Origin of the sequence: Pseudomonas sp. MWU318, assembly GCF_016756945.1 — a bacterium.
GTDB classification, from domain to species: Bacteria; Pseudomonadota; Gammaproteobacteria; order Pseudomonadales; family Pseudomonadaceae; genus Aquipseudomonas; species Aquipseudomonas putida_A.
This window is the reverse complement of record NZ_JAESJL010000001.1, coordinates 246,682-262,340: the sequence shown is the minus strand read 5'-3', so window position 1 is coordinate 262,340 and position 15,659 is coordinate 246,682. Positions and strand designations below refer to the sequence as shown.

Sequence of the window (15,659 nt, the reverse complement as noted above, 5' to 3'; positions counted from 1 at the left end):
AGAGGTGGGCCGAAAAGTCGTTCCCTACAGGTTTAATGGCACAGCCCATTGGCTCGTGCGTAACGCAGCAGTTGTCGTGGTCTGCGAAACGTTAGCTGATCCATCGTGGGTTGCCGAATATTAGAATGCACAGCTTTGGAACAAGGTTAGTAGTTGCGCCACCACACTGTGTTCAAGGTTCAAGTCGGATCCTCGCTGGGCCACCTTTGTATGTTGTATCTGACGTACTGCCGACGATATGCGTTCCGGCACCGATGAACGTGTTGGGAGCCGAAGTCAGCGCAGACTATTTCTTGATCCTGATCTTGATGGGGCGCTTGTTTGGCCGCAAGCACGCAACGTGAGTGTGGTCTTGTCGTAGTCCTGTTCGTGCAACAAGGGAAAATGATGACAACACGCAAACTGACCATCAGAGACCTGCAGTTGAACGTTTCAATCAGTGGTCAGGGCTCGCCACTACTCTTGCTCAATGGCCTGGGTGGTCTAATCCGTACCTTCGATTCCCTGCGCGATGAACTTATGGACTACACGACCATCACGTTGGACGTGCCAGGAGTCGGAAAATCGCAAATCCCCCGCTGGCCTATGCGCCTGCCGCGCCATGCCGACGTGATCGCCGAGATGCTCAATCAGTTGGGAATCGACCAAGTCGATGTATTCGGCGTGAGTTGGGGCGGTGCATTGGCGCAAGAATTCACCTTGCGTTACCCGGGCATGGTGCGCCGGCTTATCCTCGCGGCGACCTCAGCAGGCCCGGCGGTGCTGGTGAAGCCCGCCGACATCGTGGATTTTTTTGGCAGGAGCAAAAGAGCCAAAACCAGCAAGCAAGAGGTGCCCAGCAATTCAATACAGACCCTGCTGCGCTTCGGTGTGGTGAAAGGCATGCTCACCGTCAACCCACGAGCCTATTACCACCAGCTCACTGCCTTGGCCGGCTGGACGAGCTTGCTGCGGCTGTTTCGTCTGCGTCATCGCACGATGATCCTCACAGGCGATCGGGACACCCTGGTACGGCTGTATAACGCGCAAATCCTGCACCGCAGCATCCGCCGTTCCGTACTGCACGTCTTAAAGGGCGAGGGGCATTTTTTTGTGGTGACCAGCGCCAGGCTAACCGCAAAATTGATACGCGAATTCCTCAGCCAGCGGTACAGCGATGAAGTTCCTGCGCCGATGATCGCCCACAGCAACCTCAAGCCACGCCTGCGGTGATCCGACAGCAATGAGTGCTGTTGCCTACTAATGAATTTGCCCTGTTGTGCAAGCGCGCTTCAGGGATGTCGAAGACTACGGAAAGATCTCCTAAGATTTTTCACGCGCGAACGATACAACACTCCCGCCTACTAACCACGATGGAAACTCCTAGGATTTCGGTGGATCCCAACCCTCAAAATGCTTGAGTGCGTCAAAATCACCGATTAGATCCTTCGCTTGGGCTAAGCGATCCAACACAGCTTGCCGCTCTCCTGATTCGAGAAGCTCCGCTTTTTGGGCGATGTCGTCGAAGAAGCTCCGAATGCTGTTCACTTTTACCCAGGTCTGAATAACCGATTCGAGTCGATCACGGCTGTCCTGGATCGCCTTGAGCCGGCGCTTTTCTTCTTCCTTACGTCTCCACTCTTCCATCTCTAACTTGTGCCGCTGTCGTTCCTGCTCGTTCCGTGCTCGTTGGATCTCAACCTTGGCAGCCAGCGTCGGAGCCTCGGTGGTCAGCGACTTTATGATGCTCGGGATTTTGCCGACCAAATCACCAGGCTTGTCTTCAATCCAGCGCTGAACCCACTCCACACCGTAGTACGGGGAGTACGCCTGCAAACAGAGTCTGCCGGTTGGCATATCGGCGCTCATCATCCATCCATCTGGAAAGTCGGAGCGTCGTTTACTCACGGGCAGCGACGTCAGTCGGATGTACCTCTTGTCTGGCCGCTGCACGTGAACGTATTCACTAATCTCATAGATGGTGAGACCAAATACGACCGCCCCGACGTAAGTCACCGTTGGACGGTGTGGCTTCCAAAGGGCAGGGTGGACATACCTATTGGATGCTTTCTCCCGATGGTCTACGGACTCACGTGCCATGTGAGTCGTAGGATCAGATAGCGCGACTGCAAGACTCTTCTTCATCAGCGCCAAGTACAACTGATTAGCAAAGTCGACGGTATGGCTCACTCCAGAGCGGCTTACTATCAGGTCTGCCATGGAGCGTTTCGATGGACGGAGGTAACCTTCATCTGTTTCGTGCGCTTTCTTAAAATGCTCCTCGATGTCTATCAATAGCGGATGCCGACGAGGAATTGGTGCAAGACGTTCAACCCGCTTTCCGCGACTCTTTACGGGGGCTTTTGAAAGAGATCGGGAGATTTGCTCGGGCGCTCCATTCCTGCTCCAGGCAACGAGCGCACCTGGTTGGGGATCAGGAAGTGCCGGCGGTGTTTTACGTTTCCCCACAGCCACTTGGGCCCAATATCCCACCGGAGGGCGGGGTATATTGAGGTTGGTAAAAATGCGTGCTAGGTAACTGGAGGAAACGCCATACCGCTCTGCTACTTTGGTCATGGGTGTAGACCAAGCCTGTTCGTACAGAGACTCCCGAGTAATGGTGTCCTCGGAAGAGTCAGCAGTGGTGGCTGCGGTGTTTAGAATGTCTTCCATACATGAGCTTCTTTAGGGTGATTGGCAGACTCAGTAGCGATCACATCAGCCTAGCTCAAGGCTTATGACGATTATGGGATTGAACTACGCACGCATACCAACACCCAAAGCGCGCCCCCGATTATGAAGTTCCGGCATGTCTCGAAGGTACCGAGTCATACATGCATGGATCATTCTCCAGTTATAAATTGTTCGGCCACTTGAGTGGAAAGGCTCGAGGCAGAGCCTCCTTCCTTCAAACCAGGGTAATCATCCAGCAGGAGATCAGATTTACCGTCCTCCACCTGACTCACCACAGTTTTATGAGCCACTCCGGCTTCTGCGTAAGCGCGCATCTGGTCGAGTTCCTTGTGGAAGGCCTTATCCTGAACCGTTGGTTTACTCGTGTACGGCTTCCGTCCCGGCTCAGGCTTCGTTGCATAGGTTGTTACTGCATCGGGGTCGTGCTGCAGCTTTTCTTGTATTTGAGCTTCGAGCATCGCACGAAGCGCGTCTTTATCTGGGCGGGTCAGCAATTTTTAAGTCCTATCGAACAGCCCACACCCAGTGAACGACTGAGCATTGGTGGGTAGTAAACAAATAATTGGCCTAATGAGAGTCAGAGCTGAAAAGGCACAGCGTCGCAGGTAGAGCCGGGAGCACATTCAATTTCTTCCAACATGAAAGGCCTGTCAAATTGGGCGCATGTATGGAAACAATCTGAAAACGTAGTGACGCGGGCCATGAGTGTAGGGCGGAGGGGGGAAATCGCATCCGGGCGATGGATGTCACGGTTAGGTAGCTACTTACACGCACCTTAAACCAGGTCGGATTGCCGACTACCTAGCTTAGCTGCAAACGACGTTTTCAGATTGCCAGAATCGCGCACATTACTCCGGCGCCATAAGCACCGCGAGGGTCAATTTTATGAACTCTTCGTTCCGATCTATGACCCCCAGTGCACCCCGTACATTCTGGGCAACCTCACCGGCTCCGCGCTGCTCAACCCAAAGCGTGAGCTCCATGATGGCGGCTTCAAGGGCGAGCTGGTTTTCGTTAATTTTGAACAGTAGGGAAGGGAGAAGGTCTGAGTTGGGCATAGGGATCCTCCGTGAAAGAGATCCGCGTAGCAGTCGTTGAATGTCTGGCTGTGGAATCTTTCGCCCACTAATTGCGATGGCGAATATCCGCGAATAGTGACGGGGTATTTTGAGAAGGAATGAAGATGATTTCGAGATTTGTCGTTGTTCCTGCAATCCCAACGGAAACGCTATCCGTGCGCAACGGAGATCGCTTCTACCCCAAGACCGCACCCATAGGCTTCAACATTTACGACAACGAAGAGAAACTGCGTCTGAAGACGACCTATCAGGCTCGAGTAGATGTTGAGGATGAGTGTCAGCGCCTCAACCAGCGGCACCTTTGAAACGTATTTCCAGCGAGAGCATCCATGGCGGCGCGTTAGGCATTAGCAGTCCCACAGATCATCCGGGGCTTGGCGCTCATAAACGAGTCGATCAAAGATTTAGGCAGGTACGACCTACATCCTGACGAAGATGCTCGGCATTCAGGAGTGAACAGACAACCTCTGCCTCGATCCTGGCCTTGAACACACCGTGCTTACTAGCGGAGCCTCCCTCGATCATATCTACAACCCGATATTGCTTGATGCCGTCGCCCAGTCTGGTTGTTTCGATGACCCTGAATCTTGAATGCATGGTACGTCCCTGCTGATAACTGGTGCCTTAGGAGTACCCACATGACGCCATGATTTCAACCATCGTGCAGGACTGAGCTGCGACAATTTATGACAGCGCGCCGTAACGCTATCCGCGTAACTGTGGTGGCTGACCGCCATGGAGTGTTTTCTGGAGCCAGCATCAATGCGTCTTCGACGTCACTTACCCATCTCTGCTCAAGATGCGCCAATTGCGCTGTGACCTGACTTCATCGACAAGCAACCAGGTGGTTTAGGCATCCGAGCCTATGAGATGTGCGATCAAGGCCTCTTTCAATTCCAGCAACGCCTCTCGCAATCGAGCGTCTTCGCGCGAATCCCCAGAGTTCGGTTTGAATTCTTCGACGTGCCTCAGAAGCACTTCGGAATCATTATTGTTGAGATCAAAGGTGATCATGCTAAGCCTGGCGTGTGAAGGGAGCGGGGCGCATCAGCAAGCGAACCCATGCCTGAGCCTTTCAAGTTCAGCATTCACGAGTTCGTATCCCGTCTCACTGTGAGCCGCTTGCAACCGTGAACGTTCATGAGTCCCCACCATGGGCTGATTTAGCCAATGATCGGCTTTCTCTTTGTTGCCAAATGTCTGCTCGGCTTGGCGTCGGATCTGCTCAACGTGATTCACTTTTTTGACTCTCGGAATTCTGTTGTTGTTCTGTCGTTTCAACTGGCCGTCGAGGTTGATGTTGTGGCTTTGATGCAATATTCGCGAAACGACTTGATGCCGCGTTTGATGATCAATATTGGCTTAATCATGTAGCGATAGCTGATGAGCAGATTGAGCGCGATCCAGCACAACTGGTAGGTCGAGCCATGAAATCCTCCGTGGTGCGTGCTGTTTTGCCAGAAGCCATACGCAACAAAAATAGTAAAGATGGCGACCGCTAGAGGGAGGATGCTAAGCCTTCCCAGAGAGACGGCAATGAAGGGGATCGTGACAACTGAGCGGACAGGTTCGTTTTCGAGTTGAATGGCCCATATCCGGTTGACGCTGTCTTTACCTGGCTGGAACGTCGCTCGAATTCGATCACCGGCCTTCACGTGAGCGTCGAGGACATCCGGAATTTCGAGCTTTTCGTGCTTCTTGCCATCAATTTTCCAGTAGTGGTAGCTGATCATGTCGCCGCCGAAGCCGCGTGATTTCTCATCAAGCCGGCCGTCTACGATTTGCATTTCCTTCATATTGATTTCTGTCCTTTCGTTTGGAGTGATGGCAAAAGGATATTTCTATCGAATACCAAGGAATACTTAGTATGTCGTCAAAGCGAATCTAAGAATCTCTTACCCTTTTGCGGCGAGAGAAATGACGACGTTCAGCAGGCGCTTAAAAGAGGCACGCAAGGCAAGAGGATTCTCTCAGGAGCGACTGGGGATAGACGCTGGAATCGAACCTGCATCAGCCAGCGCGCGGATGAATCAATATGAGAAAGGTGTTCACCAGCCTGGCGAGGGCATCGTTCAGCAGATTGCGACGGTGCTGGATCTACCCGTGGCGTATTTTTATTGTGCAAACGACGATGAAGCTCATTTGCTGCAATGCTTTCATGGCCTGAAGCAAGATGATCGAAAAAAGGTGGTCGACTTGGCCGAGAGCCTCGCTTTCAGTCAATGATGCTCACCCGTTGGATTGGCAAGCTTTCCAAATGACCTCCGCGTTATTAGCAACGGCGACTCTTCTTCGTTTTCGGGTGAGTCGTCACGAACGCCATGTGAATTTAAGCCGGACACAGGTCTTCCCTCCGCGAGCGGTGCTGGAAGTGTTAGCAAGAGTTTTGGCTGAATCTGGATATCGGCGCATGATTTCGGAGGGCGGCTGGCAACGACAATAGGTGATCATTCATACAATTGCCGAGCCAGCTAAAATATTCACATCGCTTGATTTAAGGCGTTTTCTGAATGCTGGTACAAGAGGCAGTGAGCTTTACTAAAGCGGATCAACGCATCCTGGATTCTTTGATGCCTGGACAGGAGGGATGGCACACGCCGAGTGATTTGGAGTGCTTGTCCACCTGCCCATATTCAAGTCGGTGTGACGGCCATGGGCCGGCAAAGAAAGTTTGCTCAGATGATTGGAGACGAGCGCCCTTGGATGAAGTCTCCTCCAAGGTTTTCGTGCATGTCCTGGAAAACTTTGATTTTTACAACCAAGGCGATATACCGCATTTAACCGTCCAATCAGATCAAGTGGTGGCGCTTCATTTCAAATTCCTGAAAGCAAGAGAAAGCTTGGTTGCCCCGGAGTATGCGGAAGGATCCCTGCAAATGACCAAGCATCGTCGGCGTGAACGAGCCAAAGGTGTTTCTCAGCGGCTGAAGAGCGAGCGTTTTTTTCAAACGAAAAAGCTTAAGTGTGAGGCGTGTGGCGTTGATTTTTACGCGCTATACGGCACGGATGGCTTTCGGGTGATTGAATGCCATCACCAGATCCCACTGGCTCATGTCGACCATAAAGGAAAAACCAATGTGGAGGATTTAGCGTTGCTATGCGCGAATTGCCACAGACTCGCTCACACATCGGAGTCACTGCATCTAACGCAGGCTTTGCGCCAATACGTTCAGGGGAAGGCCGGTAAATAATGGGAGTCCCAGCGCGGCTCTAGAACCGCGCTGAGCTTCTTCCCTGCACGCACCCATTCGTATCCCAGGGAGATAGTGGGCATCAAATCTTCTTGGTTTAAACCAGGCCATCAGGTGGGTTTTGCGCTGCGTTTGCGTTCTCACGCTCGATTGTATGAGGGAGAGATATGGTTCATTAGCTCTTCAAATTCTCCTTCAGAGGCCGAATACAGAGGTTCGAATTGCCCCTCATCTCCCGCAAAGACATATTGAGAACAGCGACACGCGTCTGCGTCCTCTTCACAGTTTTGGCAGGGGGAGGAGCAAATTTCAATCATTCGATCGATCGCCGTCGAAGGGTCAAAAGGATCGTAGGTATCGGAGTAACCCCCATGCCAAATGATCACTTCACCTTTGGCAAATTCCAGCACGCTCTCTGCACTGTCGAACTCCCAATTAGCCAAAGCCCTTAGCGCTGGCAGAAGCACAACCCGGCAATAGTCGAATCGGTAATTTTCCAGATGACATAGCACGCGCCCCTCATCCTCCACTAAGCTCTGAAAAGAAATCTGCCCGTAGCGCTCACCAAGGCTCTTGTATCGCCGAGGATCAACTCGAATATGTTTGAGCGCATTGTTGATCGCATCGATCAACTCCATTTTGCGGTTACTCAGATACGCACCCGATACCGCGAATTTTTCGTCAAAGGACTTCACGAGATCAGTGCGACTTTCTTTTATCCCGGCGGCCGATCGGATGGCCTGCAGGTAGTCAACACTGTGGGCCACAATCAAATTCACTCCAAAAGCCTGATGGAGCAAAACCTCATTGTTTCTTACTTTCGCCTCCAACTCTTCCTTTGCAGGCTCAAGGATGAATTCAATGTAGTGTTTGTAATCGTCGCAGGCGTCTCGGATAGAGGAGGTCATTTCGACCACTGGCCGAGACGTCGAATCATTGATGATTGCCATTGAGGTTCCTTGTTTATTCGAGGTCAGGCGGCATCAGCGGACGCCGTCCGCCTTACACATCTCTCTGTGAGATACCGCTGACTGCCCATTGAACGATGTCCCTTTTCGAAGGGAGTCAGAGGTGATGACTCTATCCTCAAAATGAATGGACAATTTGTGCTGTGCGATTTCAGTGGGTATTCATGCGAAGTGCTTTTGCGATGAAGCCCATTGATATCGCCATCCTCTTGACCCAGCGATAGGTGAGCGTCGGATTGGTCACCAGATGGTAACGATCATTGAGATCCTGAATTCGAACCAGGATCTGCTGGCGCTCGATAGCGGACAGATCCCGCTGCATCAGGTGTGCTTCCAATCTAGCCAGCTTGGCTTCGTACTCACGTGTCCAGGCGGGCCTTAGGTAGTTCTGAATCTTTTCCAGGTTCAGATAGAGGACTCCAGCAGCGGAGAGCGTGATGGAACTCGTCACGATGGTCAGGTCACCTTGATTCCATAAGGTGGCGAGTGCCATACATGGCGATAGTGTAACCAGACTTAGGTACAGCAGACGCTTTGGAGGATCTTTCCTGTCTTCCGGAGCCGTGCGCAGCAGAGCAGTGAACATGGATTCGTCCTTCAGTGGATTCGAAGCGGATGCTCTCATAAATTATTTGGCCAGAGAGGCCAGAATTTGTTACTGATTCTATGCATGGCCGCGGCTCTGCCAAAGCGCCACTCGCAGGCTTCTGAGGCCTCTGACGGCAGTTATTTTCTCAATGACCTTCCGAAGCCCAGGTTGCCCGCGATTTCAGGCACTGCAAAGAATCAGCTAGACACCAAGGCGCGTTCACAGCTTGTTGATTAACTCCTCTGTCAGCCGCCGAGTTTCCCCAGCTGCATGCGAGTGCGGGGCGACGTCCGCAAGAGAATGGAAATAGCAATACCCATCCGAGAACGCCCGGCTTTCATTGTAATGTTCGATCGCAACTTTGTATGAGGCCGTCATTTCGGTGGAGAGTATCGGGAAGTCCATCGCTCGGTTCATCTGATAAATGCGCTCGCGACGCAGGATCTGCACACGCTCGGCTTGCTTCCCTTCGTGAAAGCCCAAATCTAGCTGGTCATTTGTTCAGGACTCTGGGTGATGGACAACGAAGACGGACGTTGCCTGCAATGGCATGCAACGAATCCGAAAGCGACTAAGGCTCGATCCAGGTCGACTTCGGCTAGATTCAGCTAAACCGGCTATTGAGGTACGATAGCTGACATGCGTTGCACCCAGGAAAATGTCCGGGAAACACCACTCCATGGAGGGAATCAATGTCTGACCAAAACCGTCACCTTTCGTTGTTTGAGGAAGACTATCTTCTCCGTGAACTGGGCCCGGTTGCGCACGTGCCGCAGGTGGCGCTGACTGAGCTTGTGGCCAACGCCTGGGACGCAGGCGCTAGCAAGGTCGATCTGTTTCTACCTACCGAGCTTGGCGGTACCCTGACCGTGGTCGATGATGGACACGGAATGTCTGCCCAGCAGTTCAGCAAACGTTGGATGACGCTTCGATATAATCGTCTCAAGCACCAAAGTGCCAAAGTTGAATTTCCCAAGGAGAGGAGCTCTAAACTCCGGAAAGCCTATGGGCGTAACGGGGTGGGTCGACATGGGCTGCTATGTTTCGGTGATCAGTATCAGGTCGAAACATGGCGCGACGCCAAGCTCAGCACCTTCGTGGTGGGTACAGAGTCTGGGCCCAGTCCGTTTGTGGTGCGTTCAGAGGAATTTTCCGAGCGTGAAGGGACTGGCACACGGCTGTCTGTTTCAGTCACTCGCAAGATGCCGGATGTCAAAGAAATCATCACGGTACTTGCCGCACGGTTCATTCATGATCCGGGATTCCAGATTCGAGTAAATGGTACGCCTTTGACCTTGGCGAAACTTGAGCAGCATGCCCGCACGCACGCCCTGAAACTGAGTGATGGCCGTACGGCAAAAGTCATCGTCATCGACTCCACACAGCAGAACCATTCGTCCATCCACCAAGGCGTGGCATTTTGGGTTGAACACCGACTCGTGGGTAACCCCTCGTGGGTCATCGGCCAGGTCGCGAACTTCGATGGGCGTACCAGGTTCGCCAAGCGTTACAAGGTTATCGTGGACACTCAGGGCTTTGAAGGTCACGTGACCCAAGACTGGACAGGGTTTCAGTCGACACCTGCCGTCGAGGAGCTGTACAAGGCCGCTGCGGAATGCATCACGCGGGTGGCGGATGAACTGGCGACAGAGGTCGTGGAGGCTACCTCCGAAGATGCCCTGGTACAGAACCGTTCAGAGCTGAAATCCCTGGGGCATGGAGCTCAACTCGAAGTATCAGAGTTTACGAAAGCTGTCGCCCAGGCCCACCCTATGGTCTCTCCAGAGTTCCTCGCCACGGCGGTGAAAGCAGTCATCAACCTTGAAAAATCCAAGAGCGGGGCATCCTTACTACAAAAGCTGGCTAATCTGCCTGCTACCGATATTGAAGGCTTGGATTCCCTCTTGGCAGACTGGTCAGTTAAGGATGCGTTGCGCGTGCTTGACGAGATTGATGGCCGGCTCTGCGTCATTGAGGCCATCACCAGGCTGGCGGAAGATCCCGAGACGGATGAGCTCCACACCCTACATCCTCTGATTCTGCGATCCCGCTGGTTGTTTGGCCCCGAGTTCGAGTCGATGGAGTACTGCTCAAACATGACGTTGAAAAGCGTTGCGAAACAGCTCTGGGGGGATGGCGACGCGTCCTTTGCCAATGATCGCAAGCGACCTGACATCGTGGTACTGCCAGATCGATCCACTGTGCAGTTGGTGGGTATCGAACATTTCGATCCTCAAGATGCATCTGTTGCCCAGATGCAGAACATCCTTCTGATCGAACTCAAGAAAGGTGGCTTCAAACTCAATCGGCAGGAGGTCAACCAGGCCGATGGGTACGTTCAAGACATCGCAGGCTCGGGCTATGTCAACGGCTCGCCATTCATTACGGCCTGGGTCGTAGGGCAGTCGATCGCTGCCGGGGTGGGTACCTCCAAGACGGTGGGGGATGAGTCTCGTAAGTACGGGCAAGTCCGTGCTACCACTTATGGGGCGTTGGTGAGCACGGCCAACTTACGGCTGATGCGGTTACGGAAAACCTTGGAAGACCGGTACGACAACATCAAAACGGACGCGCTACTCGTCAAGGTATTGTCGACCCAAGAACAGGGAAACCTCGACCTTAACGCATCTCGTACTGCTGAAACGCAGGACACCGCTATCAAGGAAGCGGTCTAACAAAGCAGAAGAGCTGGATGTCGTGATCTGTCATATTGCCTGAGTTGATCCTCAACTCAGGCTTTCATTTTTAGGATGTTGCCCTCAAGCGAGGAGCTTCTGTGCTACAAGCAGCCACCGGAAAACTGTTCACAAATCGCGAAAACCCACGCCGACAAGATCTCAAAGGTGTGATTTACACGAACTTGGATCTCGGTGCTGTCGACCGGTTAACCTCCAGGATCGGAACGCTGATTAACTTGGACACATCGCATACCCCAGCAGCATTGGGCTATGAAATGACCGAGTACATGGAAGCGGCTGACCCCGAACCAGGAGTGCTCGTTTCACGCTCAGTGGGAGCCTACATCGACGATTTTGCTGACGTGGCCTCCTTCAGTTTGCAGGTGATTTGCTCCCCAGATGTTCACGTTGCCGAACGTTTGCTGCGCCAGCGACTTCGACCAGGGGATCGTCAGCCCGGTGAACGGCTAGCGCGCTTTTATGATCCGTCAGTCAGGGCCACTCAGCTCGAGCTTCAGAGTTTCGAACAGTTTGCAGATCAGTTGATCGGTTTGCAGCGCACCACCTACCTGGCTGCGATCCAGGCAATCAGAACGTACGTGGCCGCTGTCCACAGAATGAGCGATGACCTCAACCTGTCATACACCCTGTTGGTCATGGGCGTTGAGTCCTTGGCCCAAAAATTTGATGGCCACGAGCCGCAATGGACAGATATTCCTGATTCAAAACGATCTGGGGTGGATGAGGCACTCTCTGGCGTCAGCGAAGCGCACTCGCAAAAGGTCAGGGACGCCGTGTTGGAAGTCATACATCCGCGCCTTGGCTTTCGATTTGTACAGTTCATCCTCGCTTACCTGCCGGCGGATTATTTCTCGGTTCAGGCTGATGCACAGAAGCATCCGATAGGGCGCCGTGATCTGGAAGCAGCACTGCAGAATCTCTACGGCGTCCGCTCAAGCTACGTTCACACGCTCAAACCTTTGACCAAAGAGTTCCTCCACTTCGCCAGTCATAGAGAAACCTGTGAGGACGACGGAAAGCTGACCTTCACCTTTCAAGGGCTATTTCGCCTGGTAAGGGCAGTGATCATCGAGTTTGTCCGCAAGGCCACGAAGATCGAGCACGAGCCGAGCAACTACGAGTGGGACAATCCCCACCTCTTGACGTTGAGGCTCGACCCCTCCGTGTGGATCTACAACCCCTCAGGTTTTGACAGCCAGACATCGAGACGGTACTTCCAAGGCTTGGTAGAGCTGCTTGACCAGTGCCTGGTTGATTTTCCCAATCGCAAACTCCATCGGCTCAATCATGTGGTGGAGAAGGGGCTGAGCATTCAGCCCCAAATGAGCGAAGCACAGAATGTGTCCTTTCTAGCCTTCTGGTATTTGTCCGACATCTATTTGGGCGGGGATCCAACTGGCAGAAAGCATTCGGTCAAAGAATTGGAGCTGTTGAACGAGCCGAGTGTCGATTCCCTCGTCGCGCAGGCATTGCTTGGCAGCGACTCGGAATGGACACCGGTTGAACACCAGCTCCAGCTGGATCGCTATTACACGCAACGCTACAAGAAAAATGGCATCAAGGTGCCCACGAATGTGGAAGCCTGCATGGCTCTTTCACTGGCTGAACGGCACAGAAGAGCCGGTGATTTGACCTCTGCCATTGCTGCACTATCTGCAGCAGCCGAAAACTTTCCGCACCTCATCCAAGTGCGAAATTTAGCGGCTGGATTCGATCACAACACCCCCATCGTCTGGCTTTCGATCATCTATTCCCGCACCAACCAGCAGCGGGCTGACCTCGAATGCATCGGACTGTGATTGGCCATTGGGCGACTTCCTAATGATGATCCGCTTTCACGCCTCAGTATTTATGCACACAGGTGGCGCCACTCTCGCTGTAGGGCTTACTTCGAGCCACGCGCTGGCGCGTGGCTCGATAATCTTCCGTCACTGATCATGGAGAACGCGATGGGTAATCAGGCAGGCTAGACGACCAGGTCAACTGCGTCGGCCGGTGTACTGAATTATTCCCGGCAGGGTCGACGCTGGGTCAGTGAACTGGAATCGAATCAACGGATGCTCTGCGTTGCAGCGAGCACTGTGATGATGCTGGAGGCACCTCGTGCGCACTTTGGAATACGCTCAGCCCACCGAGCAGATGAAACTGACAGACGTTATGGATCTGGACAGCGCGACGACCATCGAAATGGGCAGCTTCCTGACCCGCGAATTGTCTTTGGTCATACGGGACAGGGCGAAGCTGGCGTCGCGATTCGTACTGGATCGAGACAAGCCCTGGCTAGTTTGCCAGCTGTGCGGCGCAGCACTTTTGCTGGTTCGTACCCAGAATCGTTTTTTTCACTTCCGACATCACCCGAGTATCGAAGGGCTCATCAAGTGCGATATTTCCACCAAAGGTGAACTTAGCCCAGCCCAGATCACTGCGATCAAGTACAACGCGCAAAAAGAAAGCCAGGCACATATCCGCCTAAAAGGGATCATTCGCGACAGTTTGATTGCCGACCTATCGTGCGGCGAGCCCCACGTCGAGAAAGTCTGGAAAGGGCAAGCCGTTGCCGAACGTGCAACCTGGCGCAAGCCAGACGTGCAAGTGGCCAGGGACGATGACCGCATTGCGTTCGAGGTACAGCTGTCGACAACTTTTCTGACTGAGATCGTCGGGCGAAGAGAGTTTTATCGGGCCAATGGTGGATCAATGATCTGGGTATTCCAGAATTTTGATCCTAGATCAACAAAGACAGCAGAGGAGGACATTTTCTTCCTGAACCACCTCAACGTGTTCATCGTCAACGATCAGACGCTGGCGCGATCGCGAGATACCGGTCGCATGGCATTTGATTGTTGGTACGCAGTACCCGGATTGATCGGCCGTACCATAATCAATGAATGGAGGTGCGCTGAGGTGTTTCTGGACGAGCTGACGTTCAGTTCGCAGAAGCAGGTCGTGTTCTACAACGACTACCAGACACAGAGAGAGGCGTTGGAGGCATCGGTCAACACTGACGTGCTACGCCGTGATTTTCATTCTTTCTGGATGGAGTACGGCAGGCAGGACACGCCAGAATCCAGAGAGCGCTGGGTCGCTCTACGTGAACGGATGGCAATTGCGTGTCCAGCTATCAAGCTCCCAAACTTCCACTGGACAGACCCTTTTCAAGGAGCAGTATCCATCGTGTTGAGCGCGCGCTACGGACGGCCCATTGGCTACCGATTCGAGCGTCTGCTCAATGTCAGTAATCAAGCGTTCGATTCCTACAAACCTTTTCTGCTGCAGTTCGGCTGGACGCTGGAAATCTTTGAGCAGAATGAGTTGTTGGCTGAGCAGGACAAGAAGGGTACTTGGGCGAAACGACGTGCAATAATCCGCACCGGATTTCAGGATCGGGACGAAGCATATCGACCCGATCTCCAGTTCAACTTGCTCTTCGCATTCCTGGTGCCGGAGCTCAGGGAGCGCTTGATGAACATGCGCGCCTGGTGATCACGTGCGGTACTCAGTCCAGAAAGGCATTGAGCCACCACAGGGCGACTAATGAGGGATACGTTGCTGTGCCCCTTGCAGGAGTGGAGCGCTTACCGATGGATGAGTGCTGGTAAGATCCGACCACTCTCGCTTCGAAAACTAATTTTTTACGTCGAAAATGTCTTTGGCCTAAATATGAAAAAACTCAAGAAAAATCACGAACAGTCTTTTATTGACGGGTTTTCCAATTACCTATCACGAAAGGCGCAAGAATCAGGACGGCAAGTGACGCGCTGCTCTTTGGATGGCCAGGACACAGTTTACGGGGCGGATTATATATTTACTAATCACACCAACTTTCTTATGGTCGAATTTAAATATGACAAATCAGACGTCAAACTTGAGGGCAAGAAACCGCGGCGCCTAACCCTCTGCCGTATACTGGATGACGAAGACGGATGGAGGCAATTGAGCTCGCAGTGTCATTACGTGGCTTGGTCGGAGTTTTTAGAGATTGATAACGTAGGAGGGCGAAGACCAAGGTTTAATGCCTACTACGATGAAGTTTGTAATCGCGCTGTATTTGGCGAGGACTCTGGATTAATAAAGCAGTCACCATACGAAGAATCACGGCTCAAGGCTGGTCTACTTGTGCGTGACTTTCTTTCAGGTGAATTAGGTACAGATTTTCAGAGTTTTGAAGTGTATACAAATTGGCTCATGAGCTTAGAAGATAGCGGCGATACGGGAATCGAACTTATCGTAGACCATCCTGACGAGGATGAATTATTACTGATGGAGTTCACTTCTGTACGTGAGCTGAAAACGTGGCTGGACTTAACCGCGTTTGAACCCCCGAAACCGACGCCGAAACCCAAACCACGTGGGTCTAGCGGGCCTGGGATGAGGTAGCAAAATGGACGCGATTCGTCGCCGTTCAGCAAAGACGCGGTAATCCAGGTTACCTCCAGCGAATGCCCTTAAAAACGTTGGGG

The 15,659-nt window shown here is 52.7% G+C and carries 16 protein-coding genes; 8 read left to right on the top strand and 8 right to left on the bottom strand.

All coding sequences use genetic code 11. The annotated features are described in order from the left end of the window. Positions 1-321: 321 nt before the first annotated feature. A complete protein-coding gene (locus tag JN524_RS01095; protein WP_237402900.1) occupies positions 322-1,212 on the top strand; it encodes an alpha/beta fold hydrolase in 891 nt (296 codons plus the stop codon). 150 nt (positions 1,213-1,362) lie between these two features. Here the strand turns inward: JN524_RS01095 and JN524_RS01090 are convergent, their stop codons facing one another. From JN524_RS01090 to JN524_RS01080, 3 genes are all read right to left on the bottom strand, one after another. After that, positions 1,363-2,652: a hypothetical protein gene (locus JN524_RS01090; protein ID WP_202368163.1), complete on the bottom strand. Its 1,290-nt coding sequence runs from the start codon at positions 2,650-2,652 to the stop codon at positions 1,363-1,365. 170 nt (positions 2,653-2,822) lie between these two features. Further along, positions 2,823-3,167: a hypothetical protein gene (locus JN524_RS01085; protein ID WP_237402899.1), complete on the bottom strand. Its 345-nt coding sequence runs from the start codon at positions 3,165-3,167 to the stop codon at positions 2,823-2,825. A gap of 354 nt (positions 3,168-3,521) precedes the next feature. Further along, positions 3,522-3,731, bottom strand: coding sequence for a hypothetical protein (locus JN524_RS01080; protein ID WP_202368162.1), 210 nt, complete (start codon positions 3,729-3,731; stop codon positions 3,522-3,524). 119 nt (positions 3,732-3,850) lie between these two features. On the opposite strand from JN524_RS01080, the gene JN524_RS01075 reads away from it, so the two are divergent. After that, a complete protein-coding gene (locus JN524_RS01075) occupies positions 3,851-4,057 on the top strand; it encodes a hypothetical protein (protein WP_237402898.1) in 207 nt (68 codons plus the stop codon). Between the two features lie 742 nt (positions 4,058-4,799). Here JN524_RS01075 and JN524_RS27315 read toward each other — a convergent pair. Together JN524_RS27315 and JN524_RS01065 are read right to left on the bottom strand one after the other, a co-directional pair. After that, a complete protein-coding gene (locus tag JN524_RS27315) occupies positions 4,800-4,991 on the bottom strand; it encodes an antitoxin Xre/MbcA/ParS toxin-binding domain-containing protein (RefSeq protein ID WP_202368553.1) in 192 nt (63 codons plus the stop codon). 38 nt (positions 4,992-5,029) lie between these two features. Further along, entirely contained in the window at positions 5,030-5,548 is a 519-nt protein-coding gene (locus tag JN524_RS01065) for a hypothetical protein (RefSeq protein WP_202368161.1), read from the bottom strand. 121 nt (positions 5,549-5,669) lie between these two features. Here JN524_RS01065 and JN524_RS01060 point away from each other — a divergent pair, with 121 nt between their 5' ends. Continuing rightward, a complete protein-coding gene (locus tag JN524_RS01060) occupies positions 5,670-5,978 on the top strand; it encodes a helix-turn-helix domain-containing protein (protein WP_202368160.1) in 309 nt (102 codons plus the stop codon). A gap of 473 nt (positions 5,979-6,451) precedes the next feature. Then, on the top strand, positions 6,452-6,943 hold the full coding sequence (locus JN524_RS01055) for an HNH endonuclease (protein WP_202368159.1): 492 nt from the start codon (positions 6,452-6,454) through the stop codon (positions 6,941-6,943). 140 nt (positions 6,944-7,083) lie between these two features. Here JN524_RS01055 and JN524_RS01050 read toward each other — a convergent pair whose 3' ends face one another. The 3 genes from JN524_RS01050 to JN524_RS01040 form a co-directional block, all read right to left on the bottom strand. Continuing rightward, complete coding sequence (locus JN524_RS01050) at positions 7,084-7,893, bottom strand: hypothetical protein (RefSeq protein WP_202368158.1); 810 nt, start codon at positions 7,891-7,893, stop codon at positions 7,084-7,086. Between the two features lie 169 nt (positions 7,894-8,062). Next, the gene (locus JN524_RS01045) at positions 8,063-8,497 is read right to left on the bottom strand and encodes a hypothetical protein (protein WP_202368157.1); all 435 of its coding nucleotides are present in this window, start codon (positions 8,495-8,497) and stop codon (positions 8,063-8,065) included. A gap of 222 nt (positions 8,498-8,719) precedes the next feature. Next, positions 8,720-8,983, bottom strand: coding sequence for a hypothetical protein (locus JN524_RS01040; protein WP_202368156.1), 264 nt, complete (start codon positions 8,981-8,983; stop codon positions 8,720-8,722). A gap of 209 nt (positions 8,984-9,192) precedes the next feature. Between JN524_RS01040 and JN524_RS01035 the strand changes: the two genes are divergently transcribed. From JN524_RS01035 to JN524_RS01020, 4 genes are all read left to right on the top strand, one after another. Further along, on the top strand, positions 9,193-11,175 hold the full coding sequence (locus JN524_RS01035) for an ATP-binding protein (protein ID WP_202368155.1): 1,983 nt from the start codon (positions 9,193-9,195) through the stop codon (positions 11,173-11,175). Between the two features lie 101 nt (positions 11,176-11,276). Beyond that, entirely contained in the window at positions 11,277-12,998 is a 1,722-nt protein-coding gene (locus JN524_RS01030) for a hypothetical protein (RefSeq protein WP_202368154.1), read from the top strand. A 304-nt stretch (positions 12,999-13,302) separates the two neighbouring features. After that, positions 13,303-14,682: a DUF6035 family protein gene (locus tag JN524_RS01025; RefSeq protein WP_202368153.1), complete on the top strand. Its 1,380-nt coding sequence runs from the start codon at positions 13,303-13,305 to the stop codon at positions 14,680-14,682. Positions 14,683-14,859: 177 nt separating this feature from the next. Then, positions 14,860-15,576: a hypothetical protein gene (locus JN524_RS01020; protein WP_202368152.1), complete on the top strand. Its 717-nt coding sequence runs from the start codon at positions 14,860-14,862 to the stop codon at positions 15,574-15,576. The last annotated feature ends 83 nt before the right edge of the window (positions 15,577-15,659 follow it).

Excerpts from the sequence above, each read along its gene's own strand:
- JN524_RS01060 (WP_202368160.1), top strand. The coding sequence starts at position 5,670 with ATGACGACGTTCAGCAGGCGCTTAAAAGAGGCACGCAAGGCAAGAGGA.
- JN524_RS01020 (WP_202368152.1), top strand. The coding sequence starts at position 14,860 with ATGAAAAAACTCAAGAAAAATCACGAACAGTCTTTTATTGACGGGTTT.
- JN524_RS01050 (WP_202368158.1), bottom strand. The coding sequence starts at position 7,893 with ATGGCAATCATCAATGATTCGACGTCTCGGCCAGTGGTCGAAATGACC.
- JN524_RS01045 (WP_202368157.1), bottom strand. The coding sequence starts at position 8,497 with ATGTTCACTGCTCTGCTGCGCACGGCTCCGGAAGACAGGAAAGATCCT.
- JN524_RS01065 (WP_202368161.1), bottom strand. The coding sequence starts at position 5,548 with ATGAAGGAAATGCAAATCGTAGACGGCCGGCTTGATGAGAAATCACGC.
- JN524_RS01075 (WP_237402898.1), top strand. The coding sequence starts at position 3,851 with ATGAAGATGATTTCGAGATTTGTCGTTGTTCCTGCAATCCCAACGGAA.
- JN524_RS01080 (WP_202368162.1), bottom strand. The coding sequence starts at position 3,731 with ATGCCCAACTCAGACCTTCTCCCTTCCCTACTGTTCAAAATTAACGAA.
- JN524_RS01090 (WP_202368163.1), bottom strand. The coding sequence starts at position 2,652 with ATGGAAGACATTCTAAACACCGCAGCCACCACTGCTGACTCTTCCGAG.
- JN524_RS01035 (WP_202368155.1), top strand. The coding sequence starts at position 9,193 with ATGTCTGACCAAAACCGTCACCTTTCGTTGTTTGAGGAAGACTATCTT.